This window comes from Lysobacter capsici (genome assembly GCF_014779555.2).
GTDB lineage: Bacteria > Pseudomonadota > Gammaproteobacteria > Xanthomonadales > Xanthomonadaceae > Lysobacter > Lysobacter capsici.
Genome location: NZ_CP094357.1, coordinates 2,279,402 through 2,296,626 on the forward strand (window position 1 = coordinate 2,279,402; position 17,225 = coordinate 2,296,626).

15 protein-coding genes are annotated in these 17,225 nt (G+C 67.6%); 9 read left to right on the plus strand and 6 right to left on the minus strand.

Annotated elements, in window-relative coordinates; all coding sequences use genetic code 11:
- Positions 1-249 precede the first annotated feature (249 nt).
- The 5 genes from IEQ11_RS09520 to IEQ11_RS09540 all read right to left on the minus strand — a co-directional run bounded on the left by IEQ11_RS09520 (position 250) and on the right by IEQ11_RS09540 (position 5,987).
- Entirely contained in the window at positions 250-1,629 is a 1,380-nt protein-coding gene (locus IEQ11_RS09520; protein WP_191823682.1) for an esterase-like activity of phytase family protein, read from the minus strand.
- 35 nt (positions 1,630-1,664) lie between these two features.
- Positions 1,665-2,666 (minus strand): endonuclease/exonuclease/phosphatase family protein, encoded by a 1,002-nt coding sequence (locus IEQ11_RS09525; RefSeq protein WP_191823681.1) that lies wholly within the window; start codon positions 2,664-2,666, stop codon positions 1,665-1,667.
- Positions 2,663-3,082, minus strand: coding sequence for a hypothetical protein (locus tag IEQ11_RS09530; protein WP_191823680.1), 420 nt, complete (start codon positions 3,080-3,082; stop codon positions 2,663-2,665). The genes IEQ11_RS09525 and IEQ11_RS09530 overlap by 4 nt, the downstream gene beginning before the upstream one ends.
- A gap of 419 nt (positions 3,083-3,501) precedes the next feature.
- Positions 3,502-5,310, minus strand: a complete 1,809-nt coding sequence (locus IEQ11_RS09535) for a M14 family metallopeptidase (protein ID WP_191823679.1) — start codon at positions 5,308-5,310, stop codon at positions 3,502-3,504.
- A 32-nt stretch (positions 5,311-5,342) separates the two neighbouring features.
- The gene (locus IEQ11_RS09540; protein WP_191823678.1) at positions 5,343-5,987 is read right to left on the minus strand and encodes a hypothetical protein; all 645 of its coding nucleotides are present in this window, start codon (positions 5,985-5,987) and stop codon (positions 5,343-5,345) included.
- A gap of 213 nt (positions 5,988-6,200) precedes the next feature.
- Between IEQ11_RS09540 and IEQ11_RS09545 the strand changes: the two genes are divergently transcribed.
- The 4 genes from IEQ11_RS09545 (at position 6,201) to IEQ11_RS09560 (ending at position 10,164) form a co-directional block, all read left to right on the plus strand.
- Positions 6,201-6,827, plus strand: a complete 627-nt coding sequence (locus IEQ11_RS09545; protein WP_191823677.1) for a glutathione S-transferase family protein — start codon at positions 6,201-6,203, stop codon at positions 6,825-6,827.
- Between the two features lie 50 nt (positions 6,828-6,877).
- A complete protein-coding gene (locus tag IEQ11_RS09550; protein WP_191823676.1) occupies positions 6,878-7,669 on the plus strand; it encodes a hypothetical protein in 792 nt (263 codons plus the stop codon).
- A gap of 194 nt (positions 7,670-7,863) precedes the next feature.
- Positions 7,864-9,492: a POT-type proton-dependent oligopeptide transporter gene (locus tag IEQ11_RS09555; protein WP_057921356.1), complete on the plus strand. Its 1,629-nt coding sequence runs from the start codon at positions 7,864-7,866 to the stop codon at positions 9,490-9,492.
- 54 nt (positions 9,493-9,546) lie between these two features.
- Positions 9,547-10,164 (plus strand): rhomboid family intramembrane serine protease, encoded by a 618-nt coding sequence (locus IEQ11_RS09560; RefSeq protein WP_046656287.1) that lies wholly within the window; start codon positions 9,547-9,549, stop codon positions 10,162-10,164.
- Positions 10,165-10,282: 118 nt separating this feature from the next.
- Here IEQ11_RS09560 and IEQ11_RS09565 read toward each other — a convergent pair whose 3' ends face one another.
- Positions 10,283-10,474 (minus strand): hypothetical protein, encoded by a 192-nt coding sequence (locus IEQ11_RS09565; RefSeq protein WP_046656288.1) that lies wholly within the window; start codon positions 10,472-10,474, stop codon positions 10,283-10,285.
- Positions 10,475-10,754: 280 nt separating this feature from the next.
- Between IEQ11_RS09565 and IEQ11_RS09570 the strand changes: the two genes are divergently transcribed.
- The 5 genes from IEQ11_RS09570 (at position 10,755) to cfa (ending at position 17,117) form a co-directional block, all read left to right on the plus strand.
- On the plus strand, positions 10,755-12,446 hold the full coding sequence (locus IEQ11_RS09570; RefSeq protein WP_191823675.1) for a hypothetical protein: 1,692 nt from the start codon (positions 10,755-10,757) through the stop codon (positions 12,444-12,446).
- A 219-nt stretch (positions 12,447-12,665) separates the two neighbouring features.
- Positions 12,666-12,941: a GNAT family N-acetyltransferase gene (locus tag IEQ11_RS09575; RefSeq protein WP_191823674.1), complete on the plus strand. Its 276-nt coding sequence runs from the start codon at positions 12,666-12,668 to the stop codon at positions 12,939-12,941.
- A 937-nt stretch (positions 12,942-13,878) separates the two neighbouring features.
- Entirely contained in the window at positions 13,879-14,592 is a 714-nt protein-coding gene (locus IEQ11_RS09580; protein ID WP_036112674.1) for a pseudouridine synthase, read from the plus strand.
- Positions 14,593-14,723: 131 nt separating this feature from the next.
- Positions 14,724-15,554 carry a DUF3298 and DUF4163 domain-containing protein gene (locus IEQ11_RS09585; protein ID WP_036112671.1) on the plus strand — a complete coding sequence of 277 codons (831 nt, stop codon included), beginning with the start codon at positions 14,724-14,726 and terminating at the stop codon, positions 15,552-15,554.
- 402 nt (positions 15,555-15,956) lie between these two features.
- A complete protein-coding gene (gene cfa / locus IEQ11_RS09590) occupies positions 15,957-17,117 on the plus strand; it encodes a cyclopropane fatty acyl phospholipid synthase (protein WP_191823673.1) in 1,161 nt (386 codons plus the stop codon).
- The last annotated feature ends 108 nt before the right edge of the window (positions 17,118-17,225 follow it).

Here is a 17,225-nt window from a genome sequence, read left to right on the forward strand (position 1 = left end):
TAATTTCGATTCCGCTAAGAAGCGCCGTCAATTCGCCCCCTTTGAAAAAGGGGGCTGGCGCCCGGCGTCGCTTGTAGAAGCGTAATAGGTGCGTGCGCCGGGGGATTTGCTGTTGCTTTTGCTTTTGCTGGTTTCGTTGCGCTAGCCGAAGAGCAAAAGCAAATCCCCCCTAGCCTCCCTTTTTCAAAGGGGGGAACTGTTGCGCGGAGGCTGGGGCCATACGCTCGATGCCAGCGTAAGCGCCTCGCCTCAGCGCCTAAAATCCACCGCGAACGCAATCAACGTACCCGGAATGCGATTCATGCCGCTCGGGCAATCGCCATCCAACGGCACCTGCGCGCGTTCGCCGCTGCCGCGGTTCACGCAGACTTCGAACTGCTCGCCGGCGCCGGTCTGGGTCACGCTGTAGTCGTTGTCGCTGCCGATCAGCACCAGGTGCTTGCCGTTGCGCAGGCGCGGGCCGATCGCCAGGCCTTCCAGTTTCTCCGGGATATCGCGCGCGCCCGCGTCGCGCAGCGCGGCGAGGATGTCGAGCTCGGGCGCCTTGGCGACCGGGCGCACATCGGCGGGCAAGTCGTTGCTGCCGGCCAGCGAACGCTGGGCGACATTGCTCGCGCCGCGCAGCGAGATGCGGTACACGCGCTTGTGCAGCGGCGCGGCGGTGACCTCGACGCCGAGGCCGCGGTTGTCGCGTTCGAGCACCAGGAACTCGCGATCGCTGAGCGCATGGATCGCGCTCAGGCCGATGCTGCGGCCCTGATTGGTCGCGGAGAAATCGTCGTCGCTGGACGGGTCGATCGCGTTCAAGGCGGCGATCGGTTCGAGCTGGTACACGTACTGCGCCTGCGAACGGCCGCTGCGCGCATCGAACTCGACGATGCGCACGTTGCGGCCGCGGCGGCCGTCGTTGCTCGCGCCGTCCTGGGTCAGCGGGTCCTGCATCACCGCGTACAGCTTGTCGCCCGAGGCGTTGAAGCTCAGGCCTTCGAAACCGCGGTTGTCCTGACGGCCGCTCACCACCGACTTGCGGTCGCCGACGTAATCGAGCGCACCGGTCGCGTTGCGCGGTAACAGGTTGTCGGGCGTGGCGAACGCGCGCAGGAAACGGCCGTTCGGGGCGAACTCGTACACGCTCGGCCCGTATTCGTCGGCGACGTAGAAATGGCCGTTGCGGCCGATCGCGAAGCCTTCCGGATCGAAGCTCATGCCGAGTTTGGACGCATCGCCGTTGAGCAGCAGCGGATTGAGGCCGTTGAAGGTCTCGCCGCGACCTGCTGTGAACAAGATGGTCTTGTCGACGACGGGCTGGCCGATCCGGCCGCTGCGGCGGTCAAACGGAATACGCAGACGCTGCACGCGGGTGGCGTAATCGATCACGCCACCGCCGGGGCCGCGGTCGGACAACGCATACCAATAGCCGTCGCGCGGGTTGTAGGTGAGGTCGGAGTAGAAGCCGAAGCGGTTGAGATTGGCCTGGTCGGGCGTGCCCGGCGGCAGACGCACCGCGTCGCGGGTGGTCGCCGGGGTTTCTTCGATATCGGTCAAGGTCCACTGCGCCGCGGACGCGTGGCCGGCGAAAGCGGGCGCGGCGCAGGCGAGCAGCACGGCGGTGAGGGCGGAACGGATCATGCGGGGCTCCAGGCGCGACGGGGGAACCCGCCACGCTAGGGCTGGCGTATTTCAGTTCGGTGACGGCGCCGGTCAAACCCTGGAATCGGGCGCAGCCGGACGTACAGTCCGAAATGGTCCGACGCCCAGATTCCGTCGCGCGGGTGGTTGAGCACGATGCGCGCTTCGAGCAGATCGAACCCCGCCGGATCGTAGAAAACGTGGTCGATGCGTTGTGCGGGCAGATACGCCGGGTTGAGCGTGGTGCTGCGCGCCGCATCCTTGGCGAGGTCGGGGTGCGCCTGTGCGTAGGCATCGCGATAGCGCGCGGCGAGCGCCTTGAGTTCGGGCGAATCGGCATCGCTGTTGAAATCGCCGGCGATGATGACGTCGCTCGGGGGGCGGGTGCCGTCGAGGGTATCGTTTGGGGGGCTGGTGCCGTCGATGAAGTCGAGCAGGCTGGCGATCTGGCGCTGGCGGATCGCGCCGCCGTCGCGCTCGTTATGCAGATGGGTGGCGTAGAACGCCACGCCGTTGTGCATCGTATCGAATATGAACCGCGCATACGCGGCGGTGCGGTAATCGTTCAAGGGTTCGAGCTTGCGCATGTCGCGCGTCATGGTCGGATCTTTGGACAGGATCGCATTGCCGTAGCGGCGCTCGGCCTGCGGCGGATCGACCGAAACGAAGCGGACGTGGTAACCGGTCGCCTCGGCGAGATCCTCGGCCTGATTGCGCAGGCCCGGACGTTGCAGCACTTCCTGCAGGGCGATCAGGTCGGGTTTCAGGCGCTGGATCTCTTCGACGATCAGCGCGCGGCGTTTCGGCCAGTCGCCCTTGTCGTGCCACAGGTTGAGGGTGAGCACGCCGATTTGCGCGCCTGAGTCCTTGCTTGCTGGCGGGGATTGCGGCGAGGGCGGCGCGGCCATCGCGAAAGTGGCGAACGCGAACAGCGTCGCGGCCAGCATGGTGCGCATCGGCGCAGTACGAGCCAGCGCGGCAAAGGCCGGCCAACGCGCGGTGCTCGCCGCCGCGCATCGCGATTGGGTCGCGGTCATGGCGTCGGAAACTCCGCGCAGCCCAGATACTGCTGATCGCCGACCTGCAGGGTCACGCTGGCCGGGTAATCGCGATCGCTCATGCCGTCGCTGCATTGTTCGCGCTTGTAGGTCAGCGAGACCGCGGTGCCGTCGGCCGTGTCGCCGGCGAAGCCGTTGCTTTCCTCGATCACCGTGGCCTGGGGAACCTCGAGCTTGCGCTGGCCGTAGTCGAGCTGCAGCGAGATCTTCGGTTGCGCGCCGGCGCCGACTTCGGCGACCCAGCCGGGCTCGGTGCCGATGGCGCGCAAGGCCAGGCCGGTTGGGGCGGGGGCCGCGGCGGCGGGTTTCGGTGTCGCGGTCGGTGCGGTTTTATCGGCGCAGGCGGCGAGCAGCAGCGCGGGCAGGGTACACAGCAGGATCAGGCGCGAACGCATGCGGTGTCTCTCGGTGGTTGGACGCTTGAGGCAGGATAACGCGCGGAAGGTTAGTGGCGTGTAGGGCGATGTCCGTGAGTTGCGCGACGTTGCGCAGTGGTTCGTCGTGGGCGCAGGTTCGCGGTCGCGGCTTGCGCCGCTCCTACAGGGGGCGACCGATGAAGCGCGGCGGCGTGTATCGGACCCGCCGAAAGCGACTGTAGGAGCGGCGCAAGCCGCGACCGCGAAGCCTCGCCCGCGTCGACAGCGCGAGGTCGCGTTCGCCATTTGTAATCGAAGAAAATCTCCGTGGGACGTCGCTTCTACAGCAGGCGCTTACGTGATTTGTCGTTCCGAAAACAAAAACACGCGCGAAGTCGGAGCTTCGCGCGTTCGAGGTGTGCAGGGCTCGCCTCGTAGAAATCAGCGCGGCGTCGATCTCAGCGCGGAACCGACTCGATACGCAGCACCGGATACTGGTTGTAACGCGTATCCCACGCCGAATGCTTGCGATAGAAGAAATCCAGACGCTGCTGCGGGCTCTTGGCGAAGGCCGGATCTTGCAGTCTGGCGTCGAATTCGGCCTTGACCTTCGGGTCCTTGAGCATCTCGCGGGCCACGTCTTCGGCGACATAGTCCTCCATGTATTCCTTGCGTTCGAAGGCGTTGTTGAACTCGCCCCACGCGGCCAGCGAGTCGGGCGCCAGCGGTTCCAGGATCGCCATCGCCAGCCGCGCCTTGGGCTGGGCGATCGGCACGAACAGCGCGCCGGCGACCAAATCCTGCGGTTCGGATTTCCAGGCGCCGGTCAAAGTCGCGCGCTGATGGCCTTCGACCGAGGTCGCCGCGAATTCGGCCTTGTCGGCGCGGAAGCTCTGCACCGGCGCCTGCTTGAGGGCGTGATCGAGGCGGCGATAGCTCACCCCGTGTTGATCGAGCTTGGTCGCGACCCAGGCGGCCTGCGCGGCCGGCACCAGATAGCCGCCGCGCGGCGCGTCGACCACCCGGCTGGGCTGGATGTCGTACTTCAGCGGGATGTTCCAGATCTGCGGCTTGGTTTCGTCGTAACGGGTCATCAGCGCGCCGGACACGTCCGACGGCGTGCGCGTGTAGGCGTAACCGCGGAAGGCGACGGTGCGGGTCTTGTCGCTGGCCTTGTAGTCCAGCGCGACCGGCTGGCCGCCGAGCGACTGCGCGCGCTGGTCGGCGGCGAGCGCCTGTTCGCGCCATTGCGCGCCGTGGGCGGCGATCAGTTCGAGCAGGTCGACGATGGTGTTGCGGGTGATCCGCACGCGGGTCGGGTAGTCCTTCCACGAATGGGTCTCGACCAGCATGCCCAGGCGATTGCGCAGCAGGAAATAGCCGTGCGAGAAACGCGGCGGCGGCACGCTGTCCTCGAAACCGGAGGTCGGATCGTCGGATTCGACGAAGGAGGGGTAGTACGACAGCGGCAGCGAACCCTGGGTCGACAGGCGTTCGATCACGCCGTCGCGCCATGCGGTGCCGGCCGCGCGCAGCGCTTCGTCGCCGGCATGCACCGGTTCGACCTGGATCGAGACGTCGTGTTCGAACTTGGCGCCGTCGGTGACGTGCAGGTCGACGTAGGCCAGCGGGTCCCAGCGCTGGACCAGCTTGAGCATGGCCTGCATCTCGGGCGCATCGGCCTTGAGGTAATCGCGGTTGAGGTTGTAGTTCTGCGCGGTGGTGCGCCAGCCCATTTCCTCCGGGCCGCGTTGGTTGGGGCGATTCCAGCGGCCGAAGCGCTCATGACCATCGATGTTGAACACCGGCACGAACAGCAACACCTGCTTGTCGAGCGCGTCCTTCGCCGCTTCGCCGTCGAGGATCTGGCGCAGGGCCAGGAAGCCCGCGTCCTTGCCGTCGATTTCGCCCGAATGGATGCCGCCCTGGATCAGCGTCACCGGCAATTGCTTGGCCTGCGCCTGTTGCGGGGTGAACGCGCCGCTGCGGGTCGCGATCAGCATCTTCATCGGCCGGCCTTCGGGCGTGGTGCCGAAGTCCTCGCAGCGCACCGCGTCGGGATAGCGCTGGGCGAAAGCTTTGCACAGCGCGACGACTTCGTCGTAGCGGCCGGTTTTCACGAACCCGCTGCGTTCGGACACGGTGCTCAGCGCCTGCGGCGCGGCGGCGGTCGCGACGGGCGCGATGAGTGCGGTGGTCAGCGCGAGACACAACGCGGCGGTGGCGTGCGGTAGAGCGAGGGGCAGGGACGAGCGGGTGTGGGTCATTACGGACATCCAGCGAGCGGAAGGGGAGGCGATCAATCGAGATTGCAGGGCAGGCCGGCGCAGGTGCGGGTGTTGAAGTCGTAGATCACCGAGTGGCCGAGTTCGCCGGTCGGACGCGGCACCCCGCGCGGCACGTAGAACGTGGCCGAATGCGCGCCGTACAGGCCGCTCGGGACTCGATACGGTTTGAGCACCACGTAGGCGTTATGCATCGCGAACGCGGACGAACCACCGCGCGCGTCGCCGGGTTTCTGAGTGGCCAGCCATTCGTTCCGGTCGCTGTTGCGCGCTTCGCGCAGATAGCCCTCGCGCACGCCGAGCGCGAGCCCGGCTTCGCCGCCGGGGCGGGTGTCGGGCGCTTCGACCGGGACGACCGGAACGATCGGCACCACTGGCTCGACGCCCCGCGGCGGCGTCGCGCGGCGCGCACCGGCGATCGGTTGCGTCGGTGCGGATGCGCCTGTGTCGGGCGCACCGGTGTTCTGCGCGGTCGGCCGCTGCGCGGCCGGCGTCGAGCGGTCGGGCGCGGCCATGGTGTCGGCGGGCGGCGGCGTCTGCGCGGACTTGTCGTCGGCGGGACGCGAGGCGTATTCGAATGCGCGGTTGATCGAATCGCAGCCGGCGATCGCCAGGCTCAGACCGATGATCAGCAGCAAGCGGGAAAGGCGTGGCGACATGGGAGCGGTTCCTGAGCGAGGGCAGGCGCGCCGTCGGCGATGGGCGCGTGGCGTGGGCTAATTTACGGGATCGCGCCCGGCCGCGCCTGTGCAGCTCTAGCGCTGCCGCCAACAGGTGACAGCAGTCATGCCGCGTCGCCTCGCCGCCGCGCCGCCGGCGATGGCCTAAACTTGCGCATCGCCTCGTGCTTCGAATCGTCCGGACGGCCCCGCATGTATGCTTTGTATTACTCACCCGGCACCGCCAGCCTCGTGGTGCATTGGTTGCTGATCGAGATGGACCTGGCACACGAACTGCGAACGGTCGATATCGACGCGCGTGACCACAAGCGCGCCGAGTACCTCGCGCTCAATCCCAACGGCGTGGTGCCGACCCTGATCGTCGACGGCGAGCCGCGCTACGAAGCCGCGGCGCTGGCCATGTACCTGGCCGATCGCCACCCCGAGGCCGGTCTGGCGCCGGGCGTCGCCGATCCGCGGCGCGCGCAGTACAACCAGTGGATGTTCAACCTGACCAACACCCTGCAGGCACCGCTGCGGCTGTGGTGGTATCCCTCCGACCTGCAGGCCGACGACGAGGCCGTGCGGCTCGGCGCGCAGGCGCGGATCGAGGCCGCCTGCGAGCGGTTCGACGCGCAACTGGCGCAGCACGGGCCGTACCTGCTCGGCGAGCGTCTGAGCGTCGCCGATTTCTACCTGACCATGCTGATGCGCTGGACCCGCAAGATGCCCAGGCCGGCGCACGACTGGCCGCATCTGGGCGCGTTCGCCCAGCGCATGAAGGCGCGTCCGGGGTTCGCCACGCTGTATCAGCGCGAAGGCTTGAGCGAGTGGGCGTGAGCGGGGCGCGGATGCCCGGCGGAACCCGCGCGGACAAGGACACCGATCGGATGGACGCCAACACAACCGATGCGTCGTCGCGTGCGAACGCCGTGATCGCGCCGCGCGACGGCGGCGTCAGACGCCGAATGGCCGCGTTCGCGATCGCCGTGGCGGTCGCCTGCGCGGCGAGCCTGCCGATGGCCGTTGCAGCCGGCGCGTCCGCCGAGGCGACGCCCGCGAAGGCCCGCGTGGTGGCGGTCGGCGCCGCGGTCGGCGGCCTCAGCCCGGCCGAATGGACCGTGCGCTGGTGGCGTTGGGCCCACAGCTTCGACGATGGCGCGCGGCCGTATCAGGACCCCGACGGCAGCCGTTGCGCCTTGGGCCAGGACGAAGACGGCCCGGTCTGGTTCCTGGCCGGCACCGACGGTCGCTCCGAGGTCCGGCGCCGCTGTCAGATACCGGCGGGCAAGCACCTGCTGGTGCCGGTCATCAACATGTACTTCCACGCGCCGCGCATCGGCGAGTACGCGCACGACTGCGATCAGGTCAAGGCGCAGGTCATGGTCAACAACGACGCGCTGGTCAGCGCGGTGGCCGTGCTCGACGGCAAGGCGCTGCCGCGGCCCGCGCGGCTGACCTCGCGTTGTTTCGACCCCTTTCCCGACGGTGACGAAGACCGCAAGCATCCCGGCCCCTATCACGCCGCCGCCGACGGCTACTGGCTGCTGCTGCCGCCGCTGGCGCCGGGCAAGCACCGGCTGGTGATCGGCGCCAACTACGGCAACGACACGGATGCGGACTTCGGCCGGATGATCCAGAACTTCGAATACGAGCTGCAGATCGGCGAGCCGGCGATTTAATCGGCTGAATGGGCGGGCCCACCCTGGCGCCTGTCCGGGCCAAGCCGGGCGCGCGGTCGATCGGTTAGGCTGTCGGGCTGGACCGCCCCGGCCCTGTTGCGTCCGCGCCTTGCGCGGGGCGATGCCGCGACGGCTCCAGGCCGCGCGCCTGACGACGCGCCCGACCGCCCCCGACACACCGCCGAGGACCGTAGATGAGCCAAGCCGCCACCGCCACCGTCGATTCGCAGGGCCGCATGCCCCGCCAGATCGGTTTCATCATCGGCAACGAGGCGGCCGAGCGCTTCAGTTTCTACGGCATGCGCAACATCCTGACCTCGTTCCTGGTCGGGACCTTGCTGCTGGCGTCCACCTCCGACCTGGCCGAGCGCGAACACCTGGCCAAGGAGGTGTTCCACAGCTTCATGATCGGCACCTACTTCTTCCCGCTGCTCGGCGGCTGGCTGGCCGACCGCTACTTCGGCAAGTACAACACCGTCATCTGGTTCTCGCTGATCTATTGCGCCGGTCATGCCTGCCTGGCGCTGTTCGAGCACAACCAGACCGGCTTCTACACCGGCCTGTTTTTGATCGCGTTCGGTGCCGGCGGGATAAAACCGCTGGTGGTGTCGTTCTGCGGCGACCAGTTCGACCAGAGCAACAAGCACAAGGCCAAGCTGGTCTTCGACGCGTTCTACTGGACGATCAACTTCGGCTCGCTGTTCGCGTCGCTGTTGATGCCGATCTTCCTGCGCGAGTACGGCCCCAGCGTCGCCTTCGGCATTCCCGGCGCGCTGATGTTCCTGGCCACCTTCATCTTCTGGCTGGGCCGCAATCGCTACGTGCGGGTGCCGCCGACCCGTTACGCGCCCGATCCGGATTCGTTCTTCAACGTCGCCCGCACCGCGCTGACCGCCCAGGCGCCGGGGCAGGGCAATCCGGGCCTGATCGTGGCCGCGCTCGGCGTGGTGCTGGCGGTGGCGGCGCTGTCGCTGACCGTGCTGCCGGCGATGGGCTTCGTCAAAAGCGCCTGCCTGGCGCTGGGGCTGCTGATCGGTTTCGGCGGCTACGGCATCTCGCTGCAGCTCGACCGCGCCCGTGGCAAGCACCCTGACGCCGCGGTCGACGGCGTGCGCGCGGTGCTGCGCATCCTGATCGTGTTCGCCTTCGTGACCCCGTTCTGGTCGCTGTTCGACCAGAAGGCGTCGACCTGGGTGCTGCAGGGCCAGAAGATGGTGGTGCCGACCGACCTGTGGTGGTGGCCGACCTGGCTGATTTCCGGCGAAGGCGGCGCGCGCGCGGCGGCCTCGCAGATGCAGGCGATCAACCCCTTGCTGGTGATGCTGCTGATCCCGTTCAACAACCTGCTGCTGTACCCGGCGCTGCGCCGGATCGGCCTGAACCCCACGCCGCTGCGGCGCATGGGTTTCGGCATCGTGATGGCCGGCCTGTCGTGGGTGATCGCCGCGGTGCTGCAGTTGTATATGGACGCCGGCCACCCCATGTCGCTGGCATGGCAGATCCTTCCCTACATCCTGCTGACCCTCGGCGAGGTTCTGGTCTCGGCCACCGCGCTGGAGTTCGCCTACAGCCAGGCGCCGCCGGCGATGAAGGGCGTGATCATGGCCATGTGGTACCTCACCAGCACCTTCGGCAACCTGTGGGTGATGCTGACCAACGCGGCGGTGCGCAACGAGACGGTGATCGGCCATATCGCCGCCACCGGCCTGAGCGAGAACGCGTTCCTGATGTTCTTCTTCGCCGGTTTCGCCTTCGCCGCGGCGGCCGCGTTCGGCCTGTACGCGCGCAATTATCCGATGCAGGACCATTACCGCGCGGTCTGACCGCCGCCGTCCACGATTGATGCCCCGATCCGATAACAAGAGCCCGACCCGACCATGATCACCTATGTCCTGATCGCCGTGACCGTGCTGGTGTCGTGGCAGGCGTTCGAGAAGCGCCGCCTGTACGAACGCCTGGTGCTGTGGCCCCCGGGCGTGGAGCGCTTCCGCCAGTACGACCGCCTGCTGACCCACGGCTTCGTGCACGCCGACTGGATGCACCTGCTGTTCAACATGATCACGCTGTATTTCTTCGGCCGCGCGGTCGAGAGCGTGTTCAGCCAGCTGGTCGGGCCGGTGGTGTTCGCGTTCTTCTACCTGTCGGCGATCGTGGTCGCGATCCTGCCCAGCTACCTGCGTCACCGCAAGGACAGCGGCTACGTCAGCCTGGGCGCGTCCGGCGCGGTCTCGGCGGTGCTGTTCGCGTTCGTGCTGGTGTCGCCGTGGAGCTGGATCATCGTGTTCGTGATCCCGGTGCCGGCGGTGGTCTATGCGATCGCCTACGTCGCCTATTCGTACTGGATGGACAAGCGCGGCGGCGACAACATCAACCACAGCGCGCATCTGTCCGGCGCGATCTACGGCCTGCTGTTCATGCTGCTGATGGAGCCGCGCATGGGCCTGGTGTTTCTGGAGAAGCTGGCCAGTCCGAGCCTGCCGAGCTTCTTCGGCTGAGGCTCGCGGCCACGCGGCCGCGGCCGGGTGACGTCTTGAATGCGAAAACGGCGGCCAGAGGCCGCCGTTTTTCGTGGCGCGCGCGCTGTCGCGGCGCGGCCGGATCGGTTGCAGCGGCTCAGGCGGCCATCGAGTGCTCGGGCAGCGGCTCGCTTTCGCCGTAGGCGGCGGCCAGGCCGGCCTGGATCTCGGCATCGAGTTCGCGCAGTTCGCTGCCATCGGTGTCGCCGTTGCGGGCGATGTCGTAAAGACGGGCAATCACCGCCTGGGCATGGACGTTGTCGCTGTATTGGTCGATGTGGCGAGTCATCTGGAATCCCCTTCTCTGTTTCCATGTGGACTTACTCACAGTTCTACGCATCTTTCATGCCAGCGGTTTCGGCGGTTTTCGAGGGGTCGAAGTGACGCACGGCGTCAACAGCGGTCGGGCAGGATCAGGCGCGTGACGCGATGCGGCGACTCTCACCGTCGCTCACCCGCCATGAAGGTGATGCGTGCTAACACGACACTGCGTACGCACGCAGGCTGATGTGTTGATGGGGGCAGCCGCTATCATTCGCGCATTCGTAAGACTCGATGAGGAGTGAAGTATGGCGACCAAGAAAACCGGCAAGTCAGTAGCCAAATCAGTTGCAAAATCCGCGGCATCCACGAGCAAGCGCGCCGCGGTCGGCAAGACCGCGCGCAGCGCCGCCGGCAAGGCCGCGAGCAAGAAGACCGTGGCCAAGGCCGCGGGCAAGAAGGCTGTGACCAAGAAGGCTGTGGCCGAGAAAGCTGTGACCAAGCCGGCGCTGAAGAAGACCGTCGCCAAGGCGGCGGGCAAGAAGGCCGCGGCCAAGAAAATCACCGGTAAAAAGGCCGTGGCGAAGAAGTCGCCGGCCAAGAAGCCCGTCGCCGGCAAGGCCGCGGCTGGCAAGAAGACCGTCGCCAAGGCGGCAGGCAAGAAGGTCGCGGGCAATAAGGTCGTCGCCAAGAAGGTCGCGCCGGCCAAGAAGGGGATCGCCAAGACCGTCGCTTCGAGCAAGGCGGTCGCCAAGAAGGCGGTCGCCAAGAAGCCCGCAGCGAAAAAGATCGCGGTGAAGAAGGCCGCGCCGAGCAAGGCGACCGCCAGCAAAGCCGCGCCGCGAAAGGCTGCCGGTGGTAAAGCGGCGTCCAGCAAGCTCGTCAGCAAGCCGATCGCCGGCAAGAAGCCGTCGAGCAGGCAGGCCGCGCCGCAGAAGGCGGTACGCACCGCGAAGCCCGCCGTCGCGCGCAAGCCGGCCGCGGCGCTGGTAATCGTCAAACCCGCGGCGGCCAAGAAGTCGACCGCGCCGGTGAGCAAGCCGGCGGTTTCCAAGCAGGCCGCCTCCAAGCCCGCGGTCGCCAAGCAAGCCGCGCCCAAACAAACCGCAGCGAAGCCTGCGGGCAAGCCGGCGACGACCCCGTCCACGGCGAGCGCGCCCAAGCCGGCCGCACCGGCCAAGCCGCAGCGCGCGAGCGCGCCGGCCGCCGAGTCCGCGCCGAAGGCTGCGACGCCGGCTGTCGCGGCGCCCAAGTCGGATTCGATCTCCGAATCGAAGCCGAAGGCCGCGCCCAAGCGCGCAGCCGCCAAGCCGGCTGCCGCCGCGGTGACCGCGGCGCCGGAGGCTCAGGCGCCGGCCGAGACGAAGGCACCGGCCGCGGCGAAGCCCAAGGCCGAACGCAAGCCGAAGGCCGCGCCGAGCGTGGAAGCGCCGTCGACGGTGCCGGCCGGTTCGCTGGTCGCCGCCGCATCGGCCAGCGAAGCCGCCGCGCCCGCGTTGCAATCCGAACGTCATCAGACTCAGTCGTCGGGTGCCGCCGGCAGCGTCGCCGCGCAGGGCGCCGCCCAAACCGCGGTCGAGGCCGAGACCGCGGCGTCCGAGCGCGACACCGCCACGCCGCCGCAGCGCGAAGACGAGGCCGCCAGCGACGCCGCCGATGAGGCCGCGCCGGCCGCTTCGAGCGACGACTCCGACGATGAAGATTCCGGCGAAGGCGATGCGGGCCAGGCCGAGCGCGAGGGCCACATCAGCGCCGAGCAGGCGCTGGAAAACACCCGCCGCCTGCTCGAAGCCAAGCAGGAGCAGGCGCGCACCCCGCAGCCGTGGCAGCAACTCGACGGCAGCCACGGTGGCCACGTCCCGCAGCCCGGTCCGCAGTCCGACAGCGCCGCGCAGAAGGCCGGCGAACTGCATGCCGCCGAGAGCCGGATGGATGCGATCCAGGGCTCCAACAGCACCCAGGACCGCCACAACCAGGGCAAGCGCGACAATCGCGGATAAGCCGTGCGGCCGGGATCGTCGCCTCGCGGCGATTCCGGCGACCGCGGGCCTCGTCATGGCGAGGCCCGATGCCCGCGGGCTTCGCAATCTTTTGGTGTGGTGCCCGATGCATGCCGGTTTCGCCGCCTTGCAGCGATCTGCGCGCATGCGGACATCGCCAACCGCGGCACGCGCCGACAGCCGCGTGTTTCGCCGTCTCTTACCGCACAGGACCGTCCGATGACCGCCTCCGTACAGCACGAATCCCGCCAGCAGCGCTTCACCGTCGTCGTCGACGGCGTGCAGGCCCTGCTCGAATACCAGATGCGCGACGACCAGCTCGTCATCACCCACACCGGCGTGCCCGAAGCGATCGGCGGCCGCGGCATCGCCGGCGACCTGGTCAAGGCCGCGTTCGAGTACGCGCGCAGCAACGGCTACAAGGTGCGTCCGGCCTGTTCGTACGCCGCCGCCTGGGCCGAGCGGCATCCTGAGTATTCGCAGCTGTTGGCGTAACGGCTCGGTTCGGCTTGGCTTGGCTCGACTCGACTTGGCGAGAGCAGTGTTGAAGACGGGGGGCTGCGAGCGCCCTGGTCCAAACGCCTTCGATTTCAAATTCCGATGCTGATCCCGCCACACCCAAGCACGTTAACCGTCGCCCACTTTGAAAAAGGGGGCGAGCGCCCGGGGTCAATCGAGGTGGCGCAGTGCTTCAGCGCGGGGGATTTGCTTTTGGCGAATTGCGTTGCGATCCGAGGCTAAGAGCAAATCCCCCCTGGCCCCCCTTTTTTCAAAGGGGGGGGAACGCTTCGGGGTAGCGGCATCTTGAGCGGGCAGGGCAGCGCTCGGTGAAATTCCGGTACTTGATCCCGCCACACCCAAGCGCGCCAACCGTCGCCCACTTTGAAAAAGGGGGCGAGCGCCCGGGGTCAATCGAGGTGGCGCAGTGCTTCAGCGCGGGGGATTTGCTTTTAGCTATCGCCGCGATCCGAGGCTAAGAGCAAATCCCCCCTGGCCCCCCTTTTTCAAAGGGGGGGGGACGCTTCGGGGTAGCGGCATCTTGAGCGGGCAGGGCAGCGCTCGGTGAAATTCCGGTACTTGATCCCGCCACACCCAAGCGCGCCAACCGTCGCCCACTTTGAAAAAGGGGGCGAGCGCCCGGCGTCAATCGAGGTTGCGCAGTGCCTCAGCGCGGGGGATTTGCTTTTGGCGAATTGCGGTGCGATCCCAGGCTAAGAGCAAATCCCCCCTGGCTCGCCTTTTTCAAAGGGGGGAATGCTTCGGGGAAGGGCATCGGAAGCGGGTAGGACCATGCCCACAGCCGCGAAGTTTGCTGAATCGGACAAGGCGCCAGCGCCCCGGCCCGACCCGCCGCGCTCGCCAATCCGCGGCGTCTGTGCCAGCCTACGCGCCCCTCGTCACCCGCCAGCCGGTTTTCCGGCATGCTTGCCTCATGCGTCTGAACAAACACATCAGCGACACCGGTTTCTGCTCGCGCCGCGAGGCCGACGGGCTGATCGCCGAAGGCCGGGTTACCGTCAACGGGATCCGCGGCCGGGTCGGCAGCGAGGTCGGCGAGGGCGACGAGGTCCGCATCGACGGCGAGATCGTGCGCGCGCGCGTCGCGGTCAAGGGCAAGCGCCAGCATGTCTACATCGCCTTGAACAAGCCGGTCGGCGTGGTCTGCACCACTGAGTCCGGGGTCAAGGACAACATCGTCGACTTCGTCGGCCACGACCGGCGCATCTTCCCGATCGGCCGCCTCGACAAGGACTCCGAGGGCCTGATCCTGCTGACCAGCAACGGCGATATCGTCAACGAGATCCTGCGCGCCGAGAACAAGCTGGAAAAGGAATACTTGGTCGCGGTGAACCACGAGGTCACCCCCGAATTCCTGCGCGGCATGGCCCGTGGCGTGCCGATCCACGGCCAGACCACCCTGCCGTGCAAGACCGGCAAGCTCGGCCGTTTCGGTTTCCGGATCGTGCTGGTGCAGGGCCTCAACCGGCAGATCCGGTTGATGGCCTCGCACTTCGGTTTCCGGGTCAAGCAGCTGCTGCGCGCGCGCATCGGCAACGTCAAGCTCGGCCACCTCAAGCCCGGCCAATGGCGCAACCTGACCGATCCGGAACTGCAGGGGCTGCTGCCGCACCGCACCGAGTGGTGAACCGGCGCACAACCGCCACCGGCGCGCGCGCGACCTGAGCGAATTCGCTCGGCGATCTAGATGTCGGCGTCACGCTTTGCGCGATAATGTCGCGCGAAACATCCATGGACGTCAGTCAAAAGGATTGCTGCATGAAGCGCGTCACCGCCGTCTGTCTGCTTGCTCTGGCCCTGGCGGCCTGCAAGAAGGAAGCCACGCCGCCGCCGGCCGCCGACGCGCCGGCCACCCCAGGAACGACGCTGCCCGCGCCGGTCGCGACCGACGACGGCGCGGTCGAACTCAAGGAAGTGGTCGAGACCACGCCCAATTACGTGGTCGGCATCACCTACGACACCCAGGCCGCCAAGTACCCGGGTCTGGCGCGCGAGCTCAAGCGTTTCGCCGACGGCGCGCGCGCCGAGCTGGTCGAATCGGCCAACGGCCGCACCGCCAAGGAAAACCCCTCGCCGTACGAACTGTCGCTGACCTTCAACGACGTGCTCGACTCGCCCGAGATGGTCGCGGTGTCCGCCGACGGCAGCAGCTACACCGGCGGCGCCCATGCCGCGCCGCTGATCGCGCGCTTCGTCTGGCTGCCCAAGCAGAACAAGCTGCTCAAGGCCAACGAACTGGTGCCGCAGAAGGCCGGCTGGGACGCGATCTCGCGCTACGTGCGCGAGCAGCTGCATTCGGCGCTGTCGCAGCGCATCGACGCCGACGATCCGGAGCCGGCGGTGCGCGCCGAGCAGATGGAAACCGGCGCGCGCATGATCGACGACGGCACCGGCGCCGACGCGGCCAATTTCGCCATGTTCGAGCCGATCAAGGCCGCCGACGGCAAGCTCAGCGGCTTGAAGTTCGTGTTCGCGCCGTACGAAGTCGGCCCGTACTCGGACGGCACCCAGATGGTCGAAGTGCCGGCGGCGGTGTTGCTGCCGCATGTGGCGCCGGAGTACCGGGCCCTGTTCGTCGGCGGGGTTTGAGCGGCCCTCACCCCGGCCCTCTCCCGTGAACGGGAGAGGGAGAACAGCGAAAAACCGCGTCACCGCCATGGCCTGCCTGTAGCAGCGGCGCGAGCCGCGACCGCGGCAACGCGCCCACCGCGACACTTGCATCGGTCTCGAAACCGGCCGCCAAACCAGCCCCGTAGCGACACTGCGCAAGGCTCGTCCCACGCAACTCAGTGTTCAGCCCAAACAGCGCGATCGGGCACATCGCGCGAGCAGCGGTTTGCTATCGTGCCGGCAAGCGCGACGCACCCGCGCCACTCGGGCGAACTGCCCGGAAAACCGTCTCAGGATGAGCCCCGGCGCGCCGCGCGCGGTTTCACGCAGGGCGCCGCGAAACGTTGACCGACCGAGCCCACCACGCCGAACGAGGCCGAAATGTCCGTTGCGTCGCTGCGTAAACGAGTCGAAGGCTTGCTGGCGCTGGCCGATGTGCGCATCGGCGGCGACCGGCCCTGGGATATCCAGGTCGAAGACGACGAATTCTATGCGCGGGTGATCGCGCAGGGCTCGCTCGGCCTGGGCGAAACCTATATGGACGGCAGCTGGCATGCGGCCTCGCTCGACGGGATGCTGGTGCGGCTGCTGCGCGCCCACGTCGACGAGCAGGTGCACGGCTGGGCCGCGATCCTCGACGGCCTGCGCGCGCACCTGATCAACCTGCAGAGCCACCGCCGCAGCTTCACCGTCGGCGAGCGCCACTACGACCTCGGCAACGACCTGTATCGCGCCATGCTCGGCAAGCGCCTGGTTTACAGCTGCGGCTATTGGCGCGACCGCGACGGCCGGCCGTTGGCGGACCTGGACTCGGCCCAGGAAGCCAAGCTGGATCTGGTCTGCCGCAAGCTCGGCCTGAAACCCGGCATGCGCGTGCTCGACATCGGCAGCGGCTGGGGCGAGGCCTTGAAGTTCGCCGCCGAGCGCTACGGCATCGTCGGCGTCGGCGTGACCGTGTCGCGCGAGCAGGCCGACTTCGCCCGCGAGCTGTGCCAGGGCCTGCCGATCGAATTTCGCCTGCAGGATTATCGCGACCTGAGCGGCGATCACGCCGACGAACGCTTCGACCGGATCTTTTCGCTCGGCATGTTCGAGCACGTCGGCTACAAGAACTACGCGACCTATTTCGACGTCGCGTTGCGCTGCCTGGACCGCGACAGCGACGACGGCGGCCTGTTCCTGCTGCACACCATCGGCGGCAATAAATCGGTGACCCACACCGACCCGTGGATCGCCAAGTACATCTTCCCCAATTCGATGCTGCCCTCGGCCCAGCAGATCGCCGAGCAGGTCGAAGGCCGTTTCGTGATCGAGGACTGGCATAACTTCAGCGCCGACTACGACCTGACCCTGCAGGCGTGGCGCGACAACATCGAAGCGGCCTGGGAGCGGTTGGACGCGCGTTACGACGAGCGCTTCCGGCGCATGTGGCGGTTCTACCTGGCCGCGTCGATGGCGACGTTCCGCAGCCGCCATGCGCAGCTGTGGCAGGTGGTGTTGTCGCCCGAGGGCGTGCCGGGCGGGTATGTCGCACCGCGGTGAGCGGATGTGCGCAAGGATCAGGGTTTCGCGGTGAGTGAGGTATGGCGGTCGCGGCTCGCGCCGCTCCTACAGGGGCGAGCCCGCAACGACATGGCCTACCTGTAGGAG